Here is a 19,913-nt window from a genome sequence, read left to right on the forward strand (position 1 = left end):
TGACGGGATGACTTACCTATCGGTGCGCGTAACGCGGATGCTCGAGCACCTTCACGGGCGCGCGGCCAACGACCAGCTTCCCGTCCTCGACGTACCCCTCCTCACGGTCCTCGAGCTCGTCGATGAGCAGGCCGCACAGTTCCGCGATGTGCTCGGCGCAGGCGGGGTCGTCGATGAGACCACGCGTCTCCCGCGGGTCCTCGTCCAGATTGAAGTACTGCTCGGCGCCTGTCTGGGTGAACCACAGGTACTTATCGCGCTCGGTGACGATCCGCTGATTGGACTGATCGCGGTCGCGGCTCTGCTCGCCGTGCAGGTACGCGCGATCGAGCTTTTCGGCGCCGGCGAGCTCCTGCGCCAGCGACGACCCCTCGACCCCCTCGGGAATGGATAGCCCGCACAGATCGAACATGGTGGGCATGAGGCCCATGAGCTCGACGAGGCTCTCGCTCTTGCCGGTGGCGCGACCCCCGCCGGGCAGGGCGATGCCCACGGTCGGGACGTTGAGGAAGGCGGCCATGATGAAGCCGAGCAGCAGGAAGATCCGCATGTTCTTCTTCATCATCATGGCGAGGAGCATGGCCAGGCCGACGGCGGGCATCATGCCGCCGGCGGTGGAGAAGCCGGAGAGGACCCACGGAACCTGGTTCTGCAAGAAGTTCACGATATCCTCGATCACGAAGAATCCGATGCCGCGGCGATGAAGACCTCGGCATCATGGGCGATGGCGGCCGCGGTGCTGCCACCGCCCATGATGCCGAGGTCCGCGCCTACAATGGTGCCGGAGATGACATCCGGCTGAACATAGGCGCCGATGTTGTTGACGCCGAGCCACATGAGCTCCATGGTCACGCGGATCATGATGGCTGTCTTCATGTCACCGAGGATGATGCCGATGCCCACGGACGCCAGCAGGGGCTTACGGAAGCCCAGGTGAGGACCGAACTGGTCCCAGGTGCACAGGCCCGCCCAAATGGCGAGCAGAAGTGCCTGAAGCATACGCTCTACTTCCATATCCGCCCGCTCCGCTCGCGCTTCACGGGCACACCCCAGGCCCCTCTTGCCCAAAGCTGATTACCGGTGCCTAGTAATTCTTGAGGAGCTCGACCGCGGGGTCGTTGGGGACCTTGTCGGAAACGATGATCGCGGACTCGATGCCGTAGTCGGGAATCCAGGCGGTGGCGACCTGGCCGTTGACCAGGCGGTCATCGATGTCGACGAGCTTTAGTTCCATGAGGTTCTCCTTATCGTTCGCACTTGCCTTCTTTGCCGCATGGCTACCCCATCCCCTCACGCGGGCGTCGAGAGACGCGAGCTCCGCGCGGGCGATGTGTTGGGCGCGCGCCCTGTGGGGGCGTGGGCGCGTGCCCGGGATCGACGCGGTGTCCCTAGAGGTCGAGGTCGCACTCGGCATTGAGTTCCTCGTACGCCGTGCGCCTCTCCGCCACGAACGTCTCAAGGCTCTTCTCGGCGGTCGGACCGAGGGCGACGACGTCGGGCTGCTTGCCCGCGATCATCTCGATGGCGCCGAGGGCTGCTCGCGCGAACTCTCCATGGCTTGCGAGGATTACTCCGATGCGCATGCGCGGTACGTTCCCAAGCTCATGTTTGTTTAAAACGTTCTCCGTTGTTATATTCTGTGATATTATGATTCTCGATGTTTGCCGTATTATCAAGATTCGGATTTGCAGCAATACGATTAATCGCCCTTTTTACCAGCTCATTTATTATTTTCTATCCGTAAACGGTAGCTTTTTGCTAGTGAAAGATTTGTTCATATTGAGGCATACTTGTCAGATAGTTTGATGTTCGTTTTAATTAAAACGAACATCATTAATAACATTCTAGGAGGCACTGTGAAGTCCGAGCGGCATCAAGCTATCCTCAATCTCCTTGAGCGGCGCCATACGGTCTCCGTCAACGACATCGCCCATGAACTCGGCGTCTCGACCATGACCGTCCGTCGCGACCTCGCCGACCTCTCCGCGGAGGAGCTCGTCACCCGCATCCACGGAGGGGCCCAGCTTCCCCACAGCGCCCACGGGACCACCCTGTCGCGCATCCACAGCCCCGATGAGAAGCACCATCAGAACGTGCAGCAGAAGCGCGCCGTGGCCATGCTCGCCGCGCAACACGTCCATACGGGCGACTCGATTTTCATGGGCGGCGGCTCGATCCTCGAGATGATGTGCGAGTACCTGCCCAAGCGAGGCATCCGAGTGCTGACCAACAGCGCCCCCGTCTTCAGCCTGCTCGCCGACAACGCCGAGGTCGACCTCTACCTGATCGGCGGCACGTACCAGCCCAAGACCCGCGCCTTCATCCTACCAAGCAGCAACAGCGGGTTTTTCGGGCTCACCGCCTCCAAGGCGTTCGTCTCCGCGACCGGCATCTTCGACAACGAGGTGTTCGGCTCCCATATCGACGCCGCCACGGTCCTCGCCGACGCCCTGAATCGGGCCGATGAGCGATACATCGTCACCGATGACCAGAAAGTGGGCAGGCGCGATTACTACGCGTTCACTACCCTCGACCGCATAGACGCCGTGTTCACCAACCCCGACGCCACCCCGGAGCACCTCGAGGCGCTTCGATTCTGGACCAACGTCATCACCGGCTAACGCACGGGCGCTGCGTCCCCCACCGGCCATCGCCATCTGAAAGAAGTCTCCATGCTCAAAACCGAACGCCTGGAAAAGCTGCTCGAACTGTGCCACCAGCAGGGGTCGCTCTCCGTGAGGCAGGCCGCCCGCTCTTTCTGCATCTCCGAGATGACCGCGCGCCGCGACTTCGACGAGCTCGCGGCAGCCGGTCGCGTGATCCGCGAACATGGCGGAATCTGCCTGCCCAGCCCCCTGCAAGCGCCCCCGAGCGAGCTCCCGTATTTCGAGAAGCTCTCGATACGCCCGCGCGAGAAGCAGGACATCGCCCGTGCCGCGTGCTCGCTCATCAAGGAGAACGACACGGTCTTCCTGGGCCCGGGGTCGACCTGCGCATCGATCGCGCGCCTGCTGCCCGCGATCCCCCTGCGCGTGGTGACCAGCAGCCTAATCGCCTTCAACATCCTCCAGCGCAACCCCGCCATCGAGATCTTCATTCTGGGCGGGCAATACCGCAGCCGCTCCGGATCCCTCGTGGGCGCCGTCACGGAGGAGATGCTCGCCCCCATCGGGATCGACAAGTGCTTCATTGGCGCGAACGGCGTGAGCAACGGCGCCGCGTTCACATCCAATTTGGACGAGGGCCGGCTCCAGTCCCTCGCATGCGACCGCAGCGACGAGCGTTACCTCGTGTGCGATGCGGCCAAGATCGGGCTGCAGGACTTCTACAACTTCTGCAACCTTGAGCGCATCGACGCGCTCATCACCGATGCGAGCATCACACCAGAGCAGAGCACCCTCGTGGAGGGCTCCACCCGGCTCGTCGTCTCGTCGCATGACGAAGCATAGGCAGGCAGCCCACCCGGTTCGTCCCTGAAAGCGGAAAGGCCCCTGGCGCCACCCGCGTGCAACAATGTACCCGCATCTAAAACGCCCGACCGGCCACGCAAGATGGTCGATCGGGCATATCTGTCCGCGCCTTGCGGGTGCGCTATCGATGTAGGGTCGACGCGAAACCTACGCCGTGTAGACGCTCTCCCGAGTTTTGCAGCCGTATCGGATAAATAGCGCGCTATCGGCCCTGCTAGAGGGCCTTTTTCTTTGTGTCGATCATTATTGTTCCCGCAGGTCAGGGGCCGGATATGTACCTCAGGAAGTCAAAGAAGAACGGGCGCGTGTACCTCACGATCGTGGAGGCCTACCGCGACGAGCGCGGCAAGAACATGTCCCGCACCGTCGAGAGCCTCGGCTACGTCGACGACCTGGAGCGCTCCGGGATCGCCGACCCGATCGGGCACTTCACCGAGGAGTGCGCGAGGCGCAACGAGGCCAGGCGCGCCGGGACCGAGCCGGTGATCGTGAAGATCGGCCCCCTGCAGAGGATCGACAAGCGCGACGGGGAGGCCCGCGTCGAGCTCGGGGCGGCCGTGGTGGACGCCTACCTCAACCGGGACCTGGGGCTGTGGTCGTTCTTCGAGCGCAGGAGGACGGCGAGGAGGGTCTCCTTCGACCCCTACCGCGTGCTCGAGCTGCTGGTGTGGGACCGCATCGCCCACCCGTCGTCCAAGAAGGGCGCCTGGGAGGACAGGTCCGCCTTCCCGCGCAAGTGCCCCTTCTCGCTCGGCGACGTCTACCGCGCGCTCACCTACCTCGACGAGAGGCGCGGCGAGCTGGTCGCGCACGCGAACGCCTCGCTCGAGGCGGCGCGCGGCCCCCGGGACGCCCGCGTGCTCTACTACGACGTCACCAACTTCTTCTTCGAGGTCGAGGACGAGGACGGCTTCCGCATGCGCGGGGTCTCCAAGGAGCACCGGCCGAGCCCGATCGTGCAGATGGGGCTGTTCCTCGACGCCGACGGGATCCCGCTGGACTACGCGCTGTTCCCGGGGAACGCGCCCGACGTCGCGACGCTCGTGCCGGCGATGGAGGGGGCGGGCGTGCGGCTCGGGCCCGACAGCCCGGAGCGGGTCGTCGTGGTCGCCGACAAGGGCCTCAACGCCTCGGCGAACATCGCCCGCTGCATCCTGGACGGCAACGGCTACGTCTTCTCGCAGAGCGTGCGCAGGGCGGACGCCGGGCTCAGGTCCTGGGTGCTGGCCGACGAGGGCTACGCCTCGAACGAGGAGGGGACGCACAAGGTGAAGTCCCGCATCGGCGAGAAGGCGGTCTACGTCACCGGCGAGGACGGCCGCAGGAAGAGGGTCATGGTGCCCGTCAAGCAGGTGGCGTTCTGGTCCAGGGGCACGCGGAGAGGAGCCGCGCCGAGCGCGCCAAGGCGGTGGAGAAGAGCCTGCGCGCGATCGCGCGCGGCGACGCGGCGCGCGCCTACGAGAGGTCGAGCTCGCGCTACGCGAGGCCGGTGCCCGTGGACCCCGAGACCGGCGAGGTCGGCGCCACCGCCTGGGTCCTCGACGAGGCCCGGATCGCCGAGGACGCCCGCTGCGACGGGTACTGCTGCATCGTCACCTCCGAGCAGGACATGGCCGACGGGGAGGTCATCGACTGCTACCGGGGCCTGTGGAGGATCGAGGATTCGTTCCGCGTGGTCAAGGGGGAGATGGACGCGCGGCCGGTCTACGTGTCGACCGAGGCGCACATCCGCTCCCACTTCCTCGTGTGCTTCCTGGCGCTGCTCGTCATGCGCCTGATGCAGGCCGACGTCGGGCGGGCGACGGGGTCGAGGCCCTCGGCCGGCGCGGTGCAGGAGGCGCTCTCGGGCGTCGTTGGGCACCGCCTCGACGGGAACCACTGGATCTTCGACTACCGCACCGACCTGACCGACGCGCTCGGCGAGGCGGCAGGCATCGACCTGACGCGCCGGGTCGCGTCCAAGGGCAGGGTGCGCGAGATCATGGCGTCCGTGAGGAAACCGAGGAGCTGAGGCGTACCACGTCGTGAAAAGTCATCGCGGAGAGGGCGGTTCTCCCAGCTAGACGGTGGAGAACCGCCCTTTTCAGCTGCAAAAGTCAGATTGTACCCGAGGCGCGTCGAGCAAGGCGCAATCCCACGGCGCCTTTGGGAGGCCCGTCTGATGCAAAAACGACCTTCAATCCATATCGAGGCGGCGCGCCGGACAAAATCGCCCTTCGATCCATGGAAAAAGGCGGCCTTATCTTCGCGCAAGGTGAGAGAACTTTAATTCTGTTAGCTCTTGACTTATGCGTCAGAGCCGCGTCGCCTCAAAACGCCCCAAATCACATGGATCGAAGACAACTTTTGCTTTCGCGGGCAGCGAAAAATGGACTGAAGGTCGATTTTGCAGACGTGCGCGAGGCTCGAGCTACCCCCGGACCGCAAACGCGACGCCGAGCGCGCCCGGCCCGCAGTGCGAGGTGATGACGTTGCCCGTCTCGTACCACTCGATCTCCTCAAAGCCCAGGTCGTGCGCATGGTCGGTCGCGAGCGTCTGCACCTGGTCGGGCAGGCCGGGGCTCTTCACGAAGACGATGCGCGCCGGGTCGAAGTCCTCGCGCAGAACGAGATAGTCGATCAGCGCCACGGCGGCCGAGGACATGGAGCCGCGCAGCTTCTTGGTGGCGACGAGCTTGCCCTCGATGAGCTCCACGACGGGCTTGATCTTGAGCAGCGTCGCGCCGAGGAAGGCGGCGTTGGACAGACGCCCGCCGGCACGCAGGTAGCCGAGGTCGCCGGGAAGAAACGCCATGCGCACGCGCGACGCGAGACCCTGCGCGAAGGCGCGCGCCTCGTCGACGGAGGCCTCCGGGCGCTTCCCCACCCAGCGGCTCGTCTCACGCACCACGAGGCCCTGCCCGATGGTCACGTGACGGGTGTCGATGGCCGTCACGTAGTCGCGCCCGGCGGACGCCGCGAGCGCGGACTCCAGCGAGCAGGTGGTGGCGGCGGAGTACGCGAGATGCAGGATCTGCGCCGCAGGGTCCTGCTCGTGAATCCGATCAAAGGCGACCTGGAAGTCATGCGGGGTGCACCCGCTCGTCTTGGGCAGCACGCCGAGCTGACGGCATTGCTCGAGCATCTCGGCGGGCGAGATGGCGCCGTCGTCGATGGTCCGCTCGCCCAGGGAGACGTGCATCGGCACGAGCTCGATGCCCCGCTCGGCCGCCTCGGCGGCGGGGATGTCGCAGCCGGTCTCGGCGGTGATGACGATGTTGGCCATGTCGTTGGCTCCTCTCGGATCGTGCGCTCAGATATGCAAAGTGTAGCCGCGCCCGTCCCGGGCGCGCCCGAGCGGATCGCGCCTTTCGGCGAGCAGTCGTCCTCGCCCCGCTTTCCGCAGACACGACACAACTTGCCGTCCCAAATGTGCGAAGCTATATGGTCGCAGCGGAACAATCAGAGGGAAGGAGGTCCCGTGTATCTCGAGCGCATCAACGGTCCCGAGGACGTCAAGGCCCTCCCCTCCTCCGCGCTTCAGACGCTGTGCGACGAGATTCGCACGGCCATCATCGAGCGCTCCGCGCACGTCGGCGGGCACATGGGGCCCAACCTCGCCGTGGTCGAGCTCACGGTGGCGCTGCACCGCGTCTTCTCGACCCCGCGCGACAAGATCGTCTTCGACGTCTCGCACCAGACCTACGCGCACAAGATGCTCACGGGCCGCGCGCAGGCGTTTCTCGATCCCGCGCGCTACGAGGACGTCTCGGGCTTTTCCAACCCCGGGGAGTCCGAGCACGACCTCTTTGCCATGGGCCACACCTCGACCTCGGTGAGCCTGGCGTGCGGTCTGGCCAGCGCGCGTGACCTCGCGAGCGAGAGGTACGACGTGGTCGCCGTGATCGGCGACGGCTCGCTCTCGGGCGGGCTCGCCTTCGAGGGGCTCGACAACGCGGCCGCCCTCGGCAGCGGCATCATCGTCGTGGTCAACGACAACGAGTGGTCCATCGCGCCCAACCACGGCGGCATCTACCGCAACCTCGCGGAGCTGCGCGCCACGGGCGGACGGGCGGAGCGCAACGTCTTCCGCTCGCTCGGCTTTGACTACCGCTACCTCGAGAACGGGCACGACGTCGCCGCGCTCGAGGCCGCCCTCGCGGAGCTGCGCGGGTGCGAGCACCCCGTGGTCCTGCACGTGCACACCGAGAAGGGCCGCGGCTACGCCCCCGCGCTGGCCGACCCCGAGACCTGGCACCATGCGGCGCCCTTCGACGTGCAGACCGGCCTGCCCGCCGTCCCCGGCGCGAGCGTCGACTACGCGCGCATCACCGGCGAGTTCCTCGTGGGGCACATGGAGGCGGACCAGCGACTCGTGGCCGTGAGCGCTGCGACCCCCTACATCATGGGCTTCACGCCCGAGATGCGCGAGCGCGCCGGAAGGCGCTTCGTCGACGTGGGCATCGCCGAGGAGCACGCCGTCACCTACGTGACGGGCCTCGCCCGCGCGGGCGCCCATCCCGTCCTCGGCGTCTACGCCACCTTCCTCCAGCGCGCCTACGACGAGCTCTGGCACGACCTGTGCCTCAACGCCGGTCTCGCCCCCGCGACCATCCTGGTCTTCGGGGCGTCCGCGTACGGCACGACCGACGCCACGCACCTCGGCTTCTTTGACATCCCCATGCTCGGCGCCATGCCGGGCCTGACCTACCTCGCCCCCACCTGTCGCGAGGAGTACCTCGACATGCTCTCCTGGGCGCTCGCCTACGAGGACGGCCCCGTCGCCATCCGCGTCCCGGTGGCGGACGTCACGTCGCGTCCCGACTTCGAGCGCCCCGAGGGCGGCTATGCACGCGGCTGGGAGGTCGCGCGTCGCGGCTGCGACGTGGCGCTGCTCGCCCTGGGCGACCTCTTCCCGCTGGGCGAGAAGATCGCGGACGCCCTGGCCGCGCGCGGGGTGCGGGCGACGCTCGTGAACCCGCGCCTGGCGACGACCGCCGACGAGGACCTGCTCGGACGGCTTGCCGCGGGGCACCGAGTCATCGTCACGCTCGAGGACGGCATCCTCGAGGGCGGCTTCGGGGAGCGCGTGGCGCGCGCCCTCGCCTGCGATGACGTGCGTGTGCGCTGCTACGGCCTGCCGCACGCCTTCGTGGACCGCTATCAGCCCGACGAGCTCCTCGCCCGCTGCGGCATGACCGTCGAGGGCGTCGTATCAGACGTCCTCGCGCTGCTCGAGGCCTGAGGCGCCCCCTACTCCACCGCGTCGGGCTCGACGGCATCATCCTTCTCGCTGGCCGCCTGGGCCTCCTCCGCAGCCGCGCGGGCCTCCGCGAACTTGTCCCGCATGGTGGGGTTTTTCCACGTGAGCTTGCGAATGGTAAGCTCGTCGGCCTTCTTGTTGGCCAGACGCAGCTGGTTCTCCGACGAGGTGAGGTTGTCCTTGACCTTCTGGAGGTGCTGGATGGTCTTGTCGATCTCGTCGATCGCGGACTGGAACTTGCGGCTCGCGGCCTCGTAGTTTCTGCCGAACTTGTCCTTGAAGTCCTCGAGCGCGTCCTCGAAGCGCGTGATGTCGATGTTTTGCTGCCGGATGTCCGCGAGCTCTCGCCGATAGTCATGGGCGTTCTCCGCGGCGTTGCGCAGCAGCGTGATCATGGGGATGAAGAACTGCGGACGGATCACGTACATCTTCTCGTACTCGTAGGAGACGTCGACGATGCCGGCGTTGTAGAGCTCGCTCTCGGGCTCGAGCGTCGAGACGAGCACCGCGTACTCGCAGCCCTTGTTGCGACGGTCCTGGTCGAGCTTCTTGAAGAAGTCAGCGTTTCTGTGGCGGCTGCGGGCGGCCGAGGCGTCCTCCTCGCTCTTCATCTCGAACATGATCGAGACGATCTCCACGCCCTCAGGATCTGCCTCCCGGAAGACGTAGTCGCCCTTGGAGCCGCCGACGACCTCGTTGTCCTTGTGGAACTCCGCGCCCCGAAACCCCGTGGCGCGCCAGCGGTTGAACTCCATCTCGCAGTGCTGCTCGAGGGTCTCGCCGATGAGCTTGGTCGTGAGGCGCGAGCGCTGGTTGCGCAGGCGCTCGATCTCGTCCTCGCGGTCGCGGATGGTCTGGTCCTTGTGTGCCGCCTGCTCGACGAGCTGCTGGCGCAGCGACGCCTCGACCTGCTCGCGCTCGAGCCTCGCCGCGCTCACCTGCCCCTCGAGCTCGACGATCTTGCGGTCCTGCTCGCCGGTGGCCTCGCTGACCGCAAGCGCCTTCTCGGTCGCGAACGCGGACTCGCGGGCCGCGAGCTGCGCCTCGAGCGCCGAGATGCGCTGCTGGGAGGCGGCGAGGCGCTCGGAGAGGTCCTTCTCCGCCGTGGCGCGGGCCAGGGCGAGGGCGTCCTGGCCGCGATCGAGCTCGGCGCGCAGCCGGGCGAGCTCGGCGTCCTTTTTCGCCATGTGGCGCTCGGCATCCTGGCGCTCGCGGGCGACCGCGGCGTCCACGGCGCTCGCGCGCTCGCGCTCGGCGAGCTGCTCGCGGGCCTCGAGCTCCTTTTGGAACTCGGCGTCGCGCACCTGGCGCACGATCTGCGCGTACTCCGTCTCGTCGACCCGGAAGACCTCGCCGCAGTGCGGGCACTTGATCTCTGCCATCGCTTCCCCCCGTTCTTCTCGTCTCCCCTAGGGTACCCGTACGAGCGGACAAGAATTGCCGAGAAGTTCCGCACACCTTCCCGTCACGCGCGAAGAAAGGGCCCGCGGCGCAGCTTTCGCTTCGTCGCGGGCCCCGAGTCGCCTCTGGCAAACGGATGGCGTCGGCTCCGAGCTAGCGGCCGCCGAAGGGGTTCATCTGCTGATACTGCTCATAGAGGTTGATGAGGTCCTCGAGCGAGACGTCCTGCCCGTTGACGTTGACGGTCTGGTTCTGCTGCTCCTGCTGCTCCTGGAGCGCCTCGTCGGAGCCCAGCGTCACGTCGAAGGCCATCTCCTCGCTGCCGCGCATGACGGTCACCGACACGGTCTCGCCCTCGCTGTGGGAGCGCACGGCCAGGATCGCGGTGTCCGCGGAGGTGACGTCGGTGTCGCCGATCTTGGTGATGACGTCGCCCGCCTCGATGCCCGCCGCGGCGGCAGGGCCGCCCTCGGCGACCTCGACGACGTAGGCGCCCTGATCGACGGCGAGGTTGTTGCGGAAGGCGTTCTGCGCGTTCACGGTCTGCATCGTGAGGCCGATGTAGGCGTGGGTGACGTCCTCGCCGGCGATGATCTTGTCGGCGATCTCGGTGGCGTAGTCGCTCGGGATGGCGTAGCCGATGCCCGCGAAGCTCTCGGTGTCAGAGGAGTAGAGCGTGCAGATGCCCACGAGCTGGCCCTCGTCGTTCACGAGCGCGCCGCCGGAGTTGCCCGGGTTGATCGTGGCATCGGTCTGGATGAGGTTGGTGTAGAGGGTGTTGCCCGACGAGCCCTCGAGCAGCGTGTTGCGCGAGAGCGCCGAGACGATGCCCTGGGAGACCGAGTTCTCGAGGCCGAAGGGGCTGCCCACGCTCATGACCCAGTCACCCACCTGAAGATCTGCGGAGCTGCCCACCTCGATGGGGGTGACCTCGGCGTCGCCGAAGTCGGCGTGGATCACCGCGACGTCGCTCGAGGCGTCGGTGCCCACGAGCGTGGCCTCGTAGCTCTTGCCGTCGAGGGTGACCGAGATCGACTCCGCGCCCTCGATGACGTGGTTGTTGGTGATGATGTTGCCGTTGGTGTCGTAGATGACGCCCGACCCCATGCCCTCGCCCTGCGCCGTGGTGCTGTAGACGGTGACCACGGAGGGCAGCGCCTTGGCGGCCACGGCGTTGGCGACGGTGAGGTCCTCGTCGGCCGGGTCGATGGTGACCTGCTGTCCGGAGCTGCCGCCGGTGACGACGGTCGTGTTGCCGACCACGCCGCCCGCATAGAGCGCCCCGGTGAGCGCGCCCGCGCCGATCACGCCGCCGAGCAGGCCGGCCACGACGGCCCGCAGCAGCGGGCGGGGCTTCTTGGGGGTCTCGGGCTGCGGGTCCTGCGGGGCGACCCCGGGCTCGTCGTCCTTCTCGGCGTGCGCGGCGCGTGGCGCGTCATTGGCGAGGTCGGCGCCGGGGATGGGAGGGCGTCGGGTGGTGCGCTGCTCGTCCGCGTCCTGCGGACCCTGACCGAAGCTGTTGTTCTCGCCGTACGGATAGTCGCTCATGATCTTTCCCTCTCTCGTGCAGAAGCGTCCTGCAAGGGACGGGCTCAACTTGGGGCCACGAGGAATGTACCCGCTTCAGGACGTCAAAAACGGACGTGCCGGAGAAGACCACCTCCCCGGCACGATGCTTTCCGTTTCCTTAAAACGACGCGAGAAGAACAGGCACGCGACCCTTCTCACTAGACGCGGAAGAGGTACCCCACGCCGCGGATGGTGACGATGTGGCTCGCCACCTGCGGGCCGACCTTGGAGCGGACGCGGCGGATGTGGACGTCCACGGTGCGCGTGCCGCCGCAGTACTCGAAGCCCCAGACGCGGTGCAGCAGCGTCTCGCGCGAGTAGGCGCGCGAGGGGTGCGTGGCCAGGAAGGACAGCAGCGAGTACTCCATGAGCGTGAGGTCCACGGGCTTGTCATCGATGTAGACCTGGTAGGTGGCCAGGTTGATCGTCATGTTGTCCACGGTCACGAGGTCGGCCGGCGCGCTCTCCTCGCCCGGCCACAGAAGCAGCGTGCAGCGCAGCTCAAACTCGGCGGAGCCGGCGTTGGAGAGGATGAAGTCGTTCTTGCCCTGGGTGGGCATGTGCAGGGTGGCGAGCTTGTCCGGGTCCTGGACGAGCAGCATCGGGATGAAGCCGTTCTCCTGGACGAAGGAGTCGACGGCGTTCAGGATGTCCTGGCTCATGCCCTCGCCGTCCAGAATCACGAGGTCGAACTCGTGACCGGAGGAGACGGCCTGCGAGAAGGTCTCCTCGCTCGCGAGGGCGATGGAGACGTCGATCGCGTGCGAGAGCTCCCGCATGCGATCGTGCAGCCGCGTGGTGGCAGAAACGAGCAGGATGTTCTTGTGGTGCATCCTATGTCCTCCCGGATGATGCGCACATGTATTGAAAAAGATTAGCACAACGCCCCCGCACGAAACGGGGGCGTTGTCAGAACTCCGTAAACGAGCCGCAGCTCGGAAACGGTCCCGAGACGGCGGTTAACACGTCGGAAACGATATGTTTCAAACCAACCGCAGGTGAGAGGCACCGCCGGGAGCGCGCCGCTAGTCGATGCTGCCGAGGAACTCCGCGGTGCGCGGGTTCTCGGGATGGTCGAAGACGCGCTCGGGCAGGCCCTGCTCCACGACCACGCCGTCCTCCATGAAGACCACGCGGTCCGCGACGTCGCGGGCGAAGCCCATCTCGTGGGTGACCACGATCATGGTCATGCCGGAGTTCTCCGCGAGGTCGCGCATGACGTCGAGGACGCCGCGCACCAGCTCGGGGTCGAGGGCGGAGGTGGGCTCGTCGAAGAGCAGCACGCCCGGGTGCATGGCCACGGCGCGCGCGATGGCGACGCGCTGCTGCTGGCCGCCGGAGAGCTGGGCGGGCTTGAAGTCGGCGCGGTCGGCAAGGCCCACGGCGGCGAGCTGCTTGAGGGCCTCGGCCTCGGCCTCGGCGCGGTCCTTCTTGAGCACCTTTGTCTGGCCGATCATGACGTTTTCCTTGGCCGTGAGGTGCGGGAAGAGGTTGAACTGCTGGAAGACCATGCCCACGTCGCGGCGGAGCTTGTTGACCTCGGCCGCGCTCTTGTTGGTGATCTCGTCGTCCTCGATGAGGATGTGGCCGGCGCTCGGCGTCTCGAGCAGGTTGATGCAGCGCAGCATCGTGGACTTGCCCGAGCCCGAGGGGCCGAGAACCACGACGACCTCGCCGGGCCAGACGTTGAGGTTCACGTCCTTGAGCACGAGCGTGTCGTCGAAGCTCTTGTTGAGGTGCTCGATGCGCACGATCGGGTGCTCGCCGGGCGTGAAGTGGTGCTTCGTGAGGCCCTGGTCGGCCTCGTAGGCGATGGCCGCGGCCTCGTCGGCGGGAAGTGCGGGCGGGACCTCGATGGCCGGGGCGCGGTGACGCAGCTTAGCAGACATCGGCGGCCTCCTTCATCTGAGCGGCGGCATTGTCGGCCACGTCGGCGCGACGCTTGGGGCGCGGGCCGCCTCCGCGCTCGGAGCGGGCGATGTTCTCCTCGACGATGCCCACGACCTTGATCAGCGGCAGCGTGACGATGAGATAGAAGATGCCGGCGGCCACGTAGGGCGTGATGTTGCCCGTTACGGTAGTGAGGTTCTTGGAGAACATCATGAGCTCCATGACGCCCACCGAGGAGAGCAGCGACGTGTCCTTGAAGGCGGTGATGAAGTCGCTCGTCACCGTGGGGATCACGCGGCGCACGGTCTGCGGCAGGATGATGGTGAACATCGTCTGCACGTAGTTCATGCCGAGCGAGCTCGCGGCCTCGTACTGGCCCTGCGGGATCGACTGGATGCCCGCGCGGAAGATCTCGGCGAGGTAGGCCGAGGAGTTGATGGCCATGACGATGATGCCCAGGAGGTTGTTGTCGATGTTGATGTTGAGCATCGGCAGGCCGAAGAACATGATGTAGATCTGCAGGAAGAGCGGCGTCCCGCGCAGCACGTTGATGTAGACCACCGCGATGGCGCGCAGGATGCGCCACTTGGAGATCTTGAGCATCGCGAAGAGCAGGCCCAGCGCGATGGCAAACGGGTAGGCCGCCACCACGATGCCCAGGCATAGGACCCAGCCCGGCGCAAGCGACGAGAAGGACGTCACGAGCAGCTGGGGCTTGAGGAACATGCCGAGGAACTGGTTGGAGTTCCAGACCTCCACCCACGGCTGCTCGTCGAGCCAGTTGACGACCGACTGCAGCGGCGTGTTGGCGATGGTCTCGATGGGCTTGGAGTCCGCGAGCTTCTGCTCGGCGCCGCCGCTCACGTAGGTGCCGGAGACGACGCACTCCCCGCCCTCGGAGGGGAACTGCATGTTGGTGATCTCGAGGCGCAGCAGCGACCCCTCGGGAATTGCCTGGTCAAAGCTCACCGTGATGGAGCTGCCGGCGGGCGTCGCCTCGCCAGTGACGTCCATGCGCTTGAGGCCCTCGAGGGCGGTGATGCGCGTGGTGGAGCCGTCAAAGGTGGACCCCTCGGGCAGGCTCAGCGTGACCGAGGTGACCTCCTCGCCGGGCTCGACCGTTCCCTCCCAAGTGAGGCGCGTGTCCATGCCGCCGATGACGCCGTCGCCGCCGTCCTCGTTGGGGCGAGCGGTGGCCTTCTCGGTGGTGAGCGCCTGGGCGGTCAGCGGCGTCGCGAGCGTCGTCGCAAAGACGCCCGTCAGCGCCAGGGCGAGGGCAACGAGGAGCGCCCCCCGTCTGTGCTGCATGCTTCCTCCGTTTCGTGCGGGCGGCGTGGCAATTTGACAATCTCGTCAGGTTAAATTGTCACATCCATGCGATGTGACAATTTAACCTGACGAGATTGTCAAATTGCCACGCCGCACCCCGCTCGTTCTTCTCGCCTAGACCTCGGTGGTGCCGAACCACTTCTGCTTGAGCTCGTCCATCGTGCCGTCCTCCTCGATCTGGGCGAGGGCGTCGTTGATGGCGTCCTTGAGGCCCGGGTTGTCGTAGGAGACGGCGATGCCGTACTGCTCGCCGGTGGGAATCTCCTCGACGACCTCGAGGTCGGAGAAGGACTCGGCGATCATGTTCTGGGCGACGGGCAGGTCGATGACCATGGCCTTGTAGAGGCCCGTGGAGACGCCCATCATGCCGGCCGTGACGTCGGCCAGCGGCACGCAGGTGGCGTTGGGCAGGTTCTCCTCGATCCAGGAGTTGCCGGTGGTGCCGGTCTGGCAGGCGACCTGCACGCCCTCGGCGTCGAGGGTCTCGGAGGTCTCGCCGGAGCCGGCGAGCGCGACGATGCCCTGGTTGGAGTTGAGGTAGGGGTCTGAGAAGTCGACCTCCTCGAGGCGGGTGTCGTCGATGGTCATGCCGGCGATGGAGATGTCTGCCTTGCCGCCCTGGGCGATGGTGGGAACCAGGGTGTCGAAGGCCTGGTTGGGCAGCCACTCGCAGGTGAGGCCGAGCTTCTCGGCGATGGCGTTGGAGAGGTCCACGTCAAAGCCCACGGTCACGCCGTCCTCGTCGATGTACTCGAACGGGGCGAAGCCGAGCTCGGCCACGTTGGTGAGCACGCCCTCCTTCACGAGGGTGTAGGAGGCCTCCTCGGCGGTCTCGTCGGTCGTCTGGGCGTCGTCGGCGGGCTGCTCGGAGCCGTTGCAGCCGGCGAGCAGCACGGTGCCGGCGAGGCCGAGGGTGGCGACGAAGTTGCGCCTGTTCATGTTGGTCATTTCAGTTCCTCCCGATTGGTGTCAAAGGTGCAATGAGACAAAGGGGCTGCCCCCTCGTATCGCCTAGAGCTCGGCGCCGAGCCACTTGACCTCGAGCTCGGAGATGTAGCCCTCCTCCTCGAGCTCGGCCAGGGCGCCGTTGATGGCCTCGGTGAGGCCGGGGTTGTCCTTGTTGACGGCGATGCCGTACTGCTCGCCCGTGGGGATCTCGATGGCCACCGCGCAGTCGGTGAACGAGTTGGAGCAGAGGTAGGTCATCACGGGCAGGTCCGCCACCGCGGCAGCGTAGAGGCCGGTCTGCACGCCGGTCACCGCCACGACGGGGTCGTCGAGCGCCACGATCTCGGCATCTGCCAGGTTCTCCTCGGCCCAGGACGCGCCGGTCGTGCCCGCCTGGACGGCGATCTTGGTGCCCTCGACGTTGAGGTCGTCTTCGGTCACGTCGGCGTTCGCCGCGAGCGTCACGAGGCCCTGGTTGGAGTCCATGTAGGAGTCGGTGAAGTCCACCTGCTCCATGCGGGCGTCGGTGATTGTGATGTTGGAGACGCCCACGTCGGCCTTGCCGCCCTGCTCGATGAGCGGGACGATGGTGTCGAACTTCATCGCGGGCAGGACCTCGCACTCCAGGCCCAGCTTGTCGGCGATGGCGTTGATGAGGTCGATCTCAAAGCCCTGGGCCTCGCCGGTCTTCTCGTCCACGAAGTCGAGCGGGGCGTTGGCCAGGTCGGAGGCAACGGTGATCGTGCCGTCCTCGACGAGGGTGTAGGCGGCCTCGGAGGCGTCACCGGTGGTGGGGGCGTCCGTCTGCCCTCCCCCGCTGCATCCCGAAATCGACAGGGCCAGCGCGCAGGCGACCGCGAGGCCGCCCGCAAAACGGCAGGAGAGCTTCATGTCAGGGTTCCTTCCCCCATAGCTTCGGCGCGTGGTCACGCCCTTTCCCGACGGTGGCACGGGTCTTCCCGTGTCAGGGCGCATGCCCCGTCCGTCGCCGAGTGTTCAGTTTCGCCCTTGGCGGGGGCGTTTTTCAGGCACAGGACGTTTCTTAACAGGATTGACACGTATCTGCCGAGAAGAACGGTGGGGCCAGGAAGCCGGCTTGCCGAGAAGAGCAAGCCGCCCGAGGCCGTGAGGCCCCGGGCGGCGCGTCCTTCTCGTCTGGCCTGATCGGCTAGAAGCCGCCGTAGTAGTGCTCGCGCTCCCAGTCGGTGACGGCGGTGCAGTACTCGTACCACTCCGCGCGCTTCTCACGCACGAGGTAGTCGAAGATGTGGTCGCCGAGGACCTCGCGCATGAGCTCGGAGGACTCGAAGCGGTCGACGGCCTCGCCGAGGGTGTGCGGCAGGCGCTCGCCGCCCGCGGCCTCCTCCGGCAGGGGCAGGCCCTCTTCGATGCCCTTGAGGCCGGCGGCGATCGTCGCGGCGAGGGCGAGGTAGGGGTTGGCCGTGGGGTCGGGGCTGCGCAGCTCGATGCGGGTGGCGATGTGCTTGCCGGGCTTGTGCGCGGGGATGCGCACGAGCGCGGAGCGGTTCTTGCGGCCCCAGGTGGCGTGCGTGGGGACCTCGCCGGTGGAGATGAAGCGCTTGTAGGAGTTCACGGTGGGGTTGGTGACGAGCGTGAACTCGGGCGCGTACTTGAGGATGCCGGCGATGTAGTGCTGCGCGAGCTCGGAGAGATGCGCCTCATGCTCCTCCTTGGGCGCCCAGAAGAGGTTCTCGCCGTCGTGGTCGAGCAGGGACTGGTAGAGGAACATCGCGGAACCCGGCGCCGTGGTGATGGGCTTGGGCATGAACGAGGCGTACATGCCCTGGGTGGAGGCCTCCTGCTTGATGACCAGGCGCGCCGTCATGATGTTGTCGGCGCAGCTCACGGCCTCGGTGAAGCGCAGCTCGACGCCGTTTTGGGAGGGGCCTGCGGCGTGATAGGAGTACTGCACCGGGATCGACATCTTCTCGAGGGTGAGCGTGGTCTGGCGGCGCAGGTCGTTGGCCGTGTCCATGGGCGTGAGGTCAAAGTAGCCGGCGTTGTCCAGCGGCACGGGGTCGAGGTCGTTGTCGAAGTAGAAGTACTCCATCTTGGGACCCACGTTGGGGACAAAGCCCTGCTCCTCGGCGCGGGTGAACACGTTCTTGAGGCAGCGGCGCGGGTCGCCCTCGAAGGGCTCGCGGGCGGGCGTGTAGACGTCGCAGAAGACGCGCGCCACGCCGGACTCGCTGGGACGCCACGGCAGCAGCGCAAAGGTGCTGGGGTCCGGGAAGGCGAGCATGTCCGACTCCTCGAGCGAGGCAAAGCCGTCGACGGCCGAGCCGTCGAAGCCGATGCCCTCCTCGAACGCCTCCTCGAGCTCCTCGGGCGAAATCGCAAACGACTTCAGGTTTCCAAGAACGTCCGAGAACCAGAGCCTCACGAAGCGGATGTCGCGCTTCTCGACGGTCCTCAGGACGAAGTCGATGTCCTTCTCGCTGCTCATCTGTGGCGTACCTCCCCGGTCAACCGGCTAGGGGTTACATACGGCATATGACAGCGTCTCATATGAGTGTTTCGCCGTTGTTTCACGAGGGGCGGGTTGACGATCGCGCCGGGTTGACAATCGCGTCAGGTTATATTGTCAACCCTCTGGGAGGGTTGACAATATAACCTGACGCGATTGTCAACCCGGCGCGATCGTCAACCCTCGGGCGGGCGCGGGCCGAGGCTCTTCTCGACGTTTCTGAGCATGTCACGCGCGGCGGGGCAGGGAGCTCCCGTCTCATGCGCCGAGCACGACCCCCTGCTGCCGCAGGAGGAGCACTCGCCGGCCTTGCCGCGGACGACGGAGCGCACCGCGAGGGCGAGAAGAACGGCGACCACCGCGATGACTATGACGTCCGTCAGGCCCATGGCATTCCTCCGGTTGGCGGGAAACTTCGATGTTAACCGTAGGTAACTATACCCATTGCGTCATACTATACATGTTGGGCGGCACCGGCCGCACAAACTCCGCATCAAGAAGGGACGTGTCTCCAATGAACGACGATCAGACCATGCAGCTTGTCATCGTCCGCCACGGCGAGTCCGAGTGGAACAAGCTCAACCTCTTCACCGGCTGGACCGACGTTGACCTCACCGACACCGGTCGCGAAGAGGCCCACGCGGGCGGCAAGGCCCTCAAGGAGGCCGGCTACGACTTCGACGTCTGCTACACCTCGCTTCTCAAGCGCGCCATCCACACGCTCAACTGCGTGCTCGACGAGCTCGACCGCAACTGGCTGCCCGTCCACAAGGCCTGGCAGCTCAACGAGCGTCACTACGGCGCCCTCCAGGGCCTGAACAAGGCCGACGCCGCCGCCGAGCACGGCGAGGACCAGGTCAAGATCTGGCGCCGCTCCTTCGACGTCTGCCCGCCCGCCCTCGAGCCCGGCGACGAGCGCGACCCGCACGTCCTCGAGATGTTCCGCGACGTTCCCAAGGAGGACCTCCCCTACACCGAGTGCCTCAAGGACACCATCGCCCGCGCCTGGCCGTACTTTGAGCAGGAGATCAAGCCGCAGATGGAGGCCGGCAAGCGCGTGCTGATCGCCGCCCACGGCAACTCCCTGCGCGCCCTCGTCATGCAGTTCGAGAAGCTGACCCCCGAGCAGATCCTCGAGGTCAACATCCCGACCGGCGTGCCGTGCGCCTACACCTTCGACAAGGACTGGAACGTCGTCGACAAGCACTACATCGGCGACCCCGCCACCATCGAGGCCAAGATCAACGCCGTCGCCAACCAGGGCAAGGCAAAGAAGTAAGAAGCGTTCGTCTCTGAACGCGAAGGGGAAGGCCCCGGGTTTCCTACAAGAAGTGCGCTGCGCGGAACTTCTCTCCGGAAACCCGGGGCCTTCCGCGTCTCAAGCCGCAAATCGCCAACAACCAGGAAAACCAAAGTATAAGAGTTGCGCCACCTGCCGTGAGGGGGTGGCAGGTGGCGCTGGGGTCGCCGTGCGCGACGGGGAGAGGGGCCGTCGCTCGGGCAGGGTTAAACGATGCGGTGCCGGAATCGAGTCGCGTTCTTCTCGGCACGTTGTTAGAATAAGTTAACTTAGGTT

Annotated in this window: 20 protein-coding genes; 6 read left to right on the forward strand and 14 right to left on the reverse strand. The window is 66.3% G+C overall.

All coding sequences use genetic code 11. The features are described 5' to 3' along the window. Positions 1–16 precede the first annotated feature (16 nt). The 4 genes from NW198_RS07850 to NW198_RS07865 all read right to left on the reverse strand — a co-directional run bounded on the left by NW198_RS07850 (position 17) and on the right by NW198_RS07865 (position 1,583). Positions 17–679, reverse strand: coding sequence for a PTS sugar transporter subunit IIC (locus NW198_RS07850; protein WP_258340672.1), 663 nt, complete (start codon positions 677–679; stop codon positions 17–19). Next, positions 676–1,014, reverse strand: a complete 339-nt coding sequence (locus tag NW198_RS07855) for a PTS sugar transporter subunit IIC (RefSeq protein ID WP_258340673.1) — start codon at positions 1,012–1,014, stop codon at positions 676–678. The genes NW198_RS07850 and NW198_RS07855 overlap by 4 nt, the downstream gene beginning before the upstream one ends. A 70-nt stretch (positions 1,015–1,084) precedes the next feature. Continuing rightward, positions 1,085–1,234 (reverse strand): PTS sugar transporter subunit IIB, encoded by a 150-nt coding sequence (locus tag NW198_RS07860; RefSeq protein WP_258340674.1) that lies wholly within the window; start codon positions 1,232–1,234, stop codon positions 1,085–1,087. Positions 1,235–1,388: 154 nt separating this feature from the next. Next, positions 1,389–1,583, reverse strand: a complete 195-nt coding sequence (locus NW198_RS07865; protein ID WP_258340675.1) for a hypothetical protein — start codon at positions 1,581–1,583, stop codon at positions 1,389–1,391. A gap of 273 nt (positions 1,584–1,856) precedes the next feature. Between NW198_RS07865 and NW198_RS07870 the strand changes: the two genes are divergently transcribed. The 4 genes from NW198_RS07870 (at position 1,857) to NW198_RS09670 (ending at position 5,481) form a co-directional block, all read left to right on the forward strand. Further along, a complete protein-coding gene (locus tag NW198_RS07870) occupies positions 1,857–2,621 on the forward strand; it encodes a DeoR/GlpR family DNA-binding transcription regulator (protein ID WP_258340677.1) in 765 nt (254 codons plus the stop codon). 51 nt (positions 2,622–2,672) lie between these two features. Next, the gene (locus NW198_RS07875) at positions 2,673–3,449 is read left to right on the forward strand and encodes a DeoR/GlpR family DNA-binding transcription regulator (RefSeq protein WP_258340678.1); all 777 of its coding nucleotides are present in this window, start codon (positions 2,673–2,675) and stop codon (positions 3,447–3,449) included. A 293-nt stretch (positions 3,450–3,742) separates the two neighbouring features. Continuing rightward, positions 3,743–5,248: a hypothetical protein gene (locus NW198_RS09665; RefSeq protein ID WP_375378033.1), complete on the forward strand. Its 1,506-nt coding sequence runs from the start codon at positions 3,743–3,745 to the stop codon at positions 5,246–5,248. Then, the gene (locus NW198_RS09670; protein WP_375378034.1) at positions 5,158–5,481 is read left to right on the forward strand and encodes a hypothetical protein; all 324 of its coding nucleotides are present in this window, start codon (positions 5,158–5,160) and stop codon (positions 5,479–5,481) included. Before NW198_RS09665 ends, NW198_RS09670 begins: the two co-directional genes overlap by 91 nt. 399 nt (positions 5,482–5,880) lie before the next feature. Here the strand turns inward: NW198_RS09670 and NW198_RS07885 are convergent, their stop codons facing one another. After that, complete coding sequence (locus tag NW198_RS07885; protein WP_087314016.1) at positions 5,881–6,735, reverse strand: DegV family protein; 855 nt, start codon at positions 6,733–6,735, stop codon at positions 5,881–5,883. 195 nt (positions 6,736–6,930) lie between these two features. Here NW198_RS07885 and NW198_RS07890 point away from each other — a divergent pair, with 195 nt between their 5' ends. Continuing rightward, positions 6,931–8,694, forward strand: coding sequence for a 1-deoxy-D-xylulose-5-phosphate synthase (locus NW198_RS07890; RefSeq protein ID WP_258340680.1), 1,764 nt, complete (start codon positions 6,931–6,933; stop codon positions 8,692–8,694). 8 nt (positions 8,695–8,702) lie between these two features. Here NW198_RS07890 and NW198_RS07895 read toward each other — a convergent pair whose 3' ends face one another. The 9 genes from NW198_RS07895 to NW198_RS07935 all read right to left on the reverse strand — a co-directional run bounded on the left by NW198_RS07895 (position 8,703) and on the right by NW198_RS07935 (position 18,726). After that, positions 8,703–10,094, reverse strand: coding sequence for a DUF2130 domain-containing protein (locus NW198_RS07895; protein WP_258340681.1), 1,392 nt, complete (start codon positions 10,092–10,094; stop codon positions 8,703–8,705). A 172-nt stretch (positions 10,095–10,266) separates the two neighbouring features. Beyond that, a complete protein-coding gene (locus tag NW198_RS07900; RefSeq protein ID WP_258340682.1) occupies positions 10,267–11,661 on the reverse strand; it encodes a S1C family serine protease in 1,395 nt (464 codons plus the stop codon). A gap of 179 nt (positions 11,662–11,840) precedes the next feature. Then, positions 11,841–12,515 (reverse strand): response regulator transcription factor, encoded by a 675-nt coding sequence (locus NW198_RS07905; protein WP_087314007.1) that lies wholly within the window; start codon positions 12,513–12,515, stop codon positions 11,841–11,843. Between the two features lie 192 nt (positions 12,516–12,707). After that, a complete protein-coding gene (locus NW198_RS07910; RefSeq protein WP_087314005.1) occupies positions 12,708–13,571 on the reverse strand; it encodes an amino acid ABC transporter ATP-binding protein in 864 nt (287 codons plus the stop codon). Then, positions 13,561–14,880, reverse strand: coding sequence for an amino acid ABC transporter permease (locus NW198_RS07915; protein WP_087314003.1), 1,320 nt, complete (start codon positions 14,878–14,880; stop codon positions 13,561–13,563). Before NW198_RS07915 ends, NW198_RS07910 begins: the two co-directional genes overlap by 11 nt. A gap of 135 nt (positions 14,881–15,015) precedes the next feature. After that, complete coding sequence (locus NW198_RS07920; protein WP_258340683.1) at positions 15,016–15,849, reverse strand: ABC transporter substrate-binding protein; 834 nt, start codon at positions 15,847–15,849, stop codon at positions 15,016–15,018. 63 nt (positions 15,850–15,912) lie between these two features. Beyond that, positions 15,913–16,740, reverse strand: a complete 828-nt coding sequence (locus tag NW198_RS07925) for an ABC transporter substrate-binding protein (RefSeq protein ID WP_087313999.1) — start codon at positions 16,738–16,740, stop codon at positions 15,913–15,915. A gap of 277 nt (positions 16,741–17,017) precedes the next feature. Then, complete coding sequence (locus NW198_RS07930) at positions 17,018–18,316, reverse strand: glutamine synthetase family protein (RefSeq protein WP_258340684.1); 1,299 nt, start codon at positions 18,314–18,316, stop codon at positions 17,018–17,020. Positions 18,317–18,513: 197 nt separating this feature from the next. Further along, on the reverse strand, positions 18,514–18,726 hold the full coding sequence (locus NW198_RS07935; RefSeq protein WP_087313995.1) for a FeoB-associated Cys-rich membrane protein: 213 nt from the start codon (positions 18,724–18,726) through the stop codon (positions 18,514–18,516). Positions 18,727–18,851: 125 nt separating this feature from the next. On the opposite strand from NW198_RS07935, the gene gpmA reads away from it, so the two are divergent. Continuing rightward, positions 18,852–19,616: a 2,3-diphosphoglycerate-dependent phosphoglycerate mutase gene (gene gpmA, locus NW198_RS07940; protein WP_087313993.1), complete on the forward strand. Its 765-nt coding sequence runs from the start codon at positions 18,852–18,854 to the stop codon at positions 19,614–19,616. The last annotated feature ends 297 nt before the right edge of the window (positions 19,617–19,913 follow it).

Origin of the sequence: Thermophilibacter sp. ET337 (assembly GCF_024733715.1) — a bacterium.
Classification (GTDB): domain Bacteria; phylum Actinomycetota; class Coriobacteriia; order Coriobacteriales; family Atopobiaceae; genus Thermophilibacter.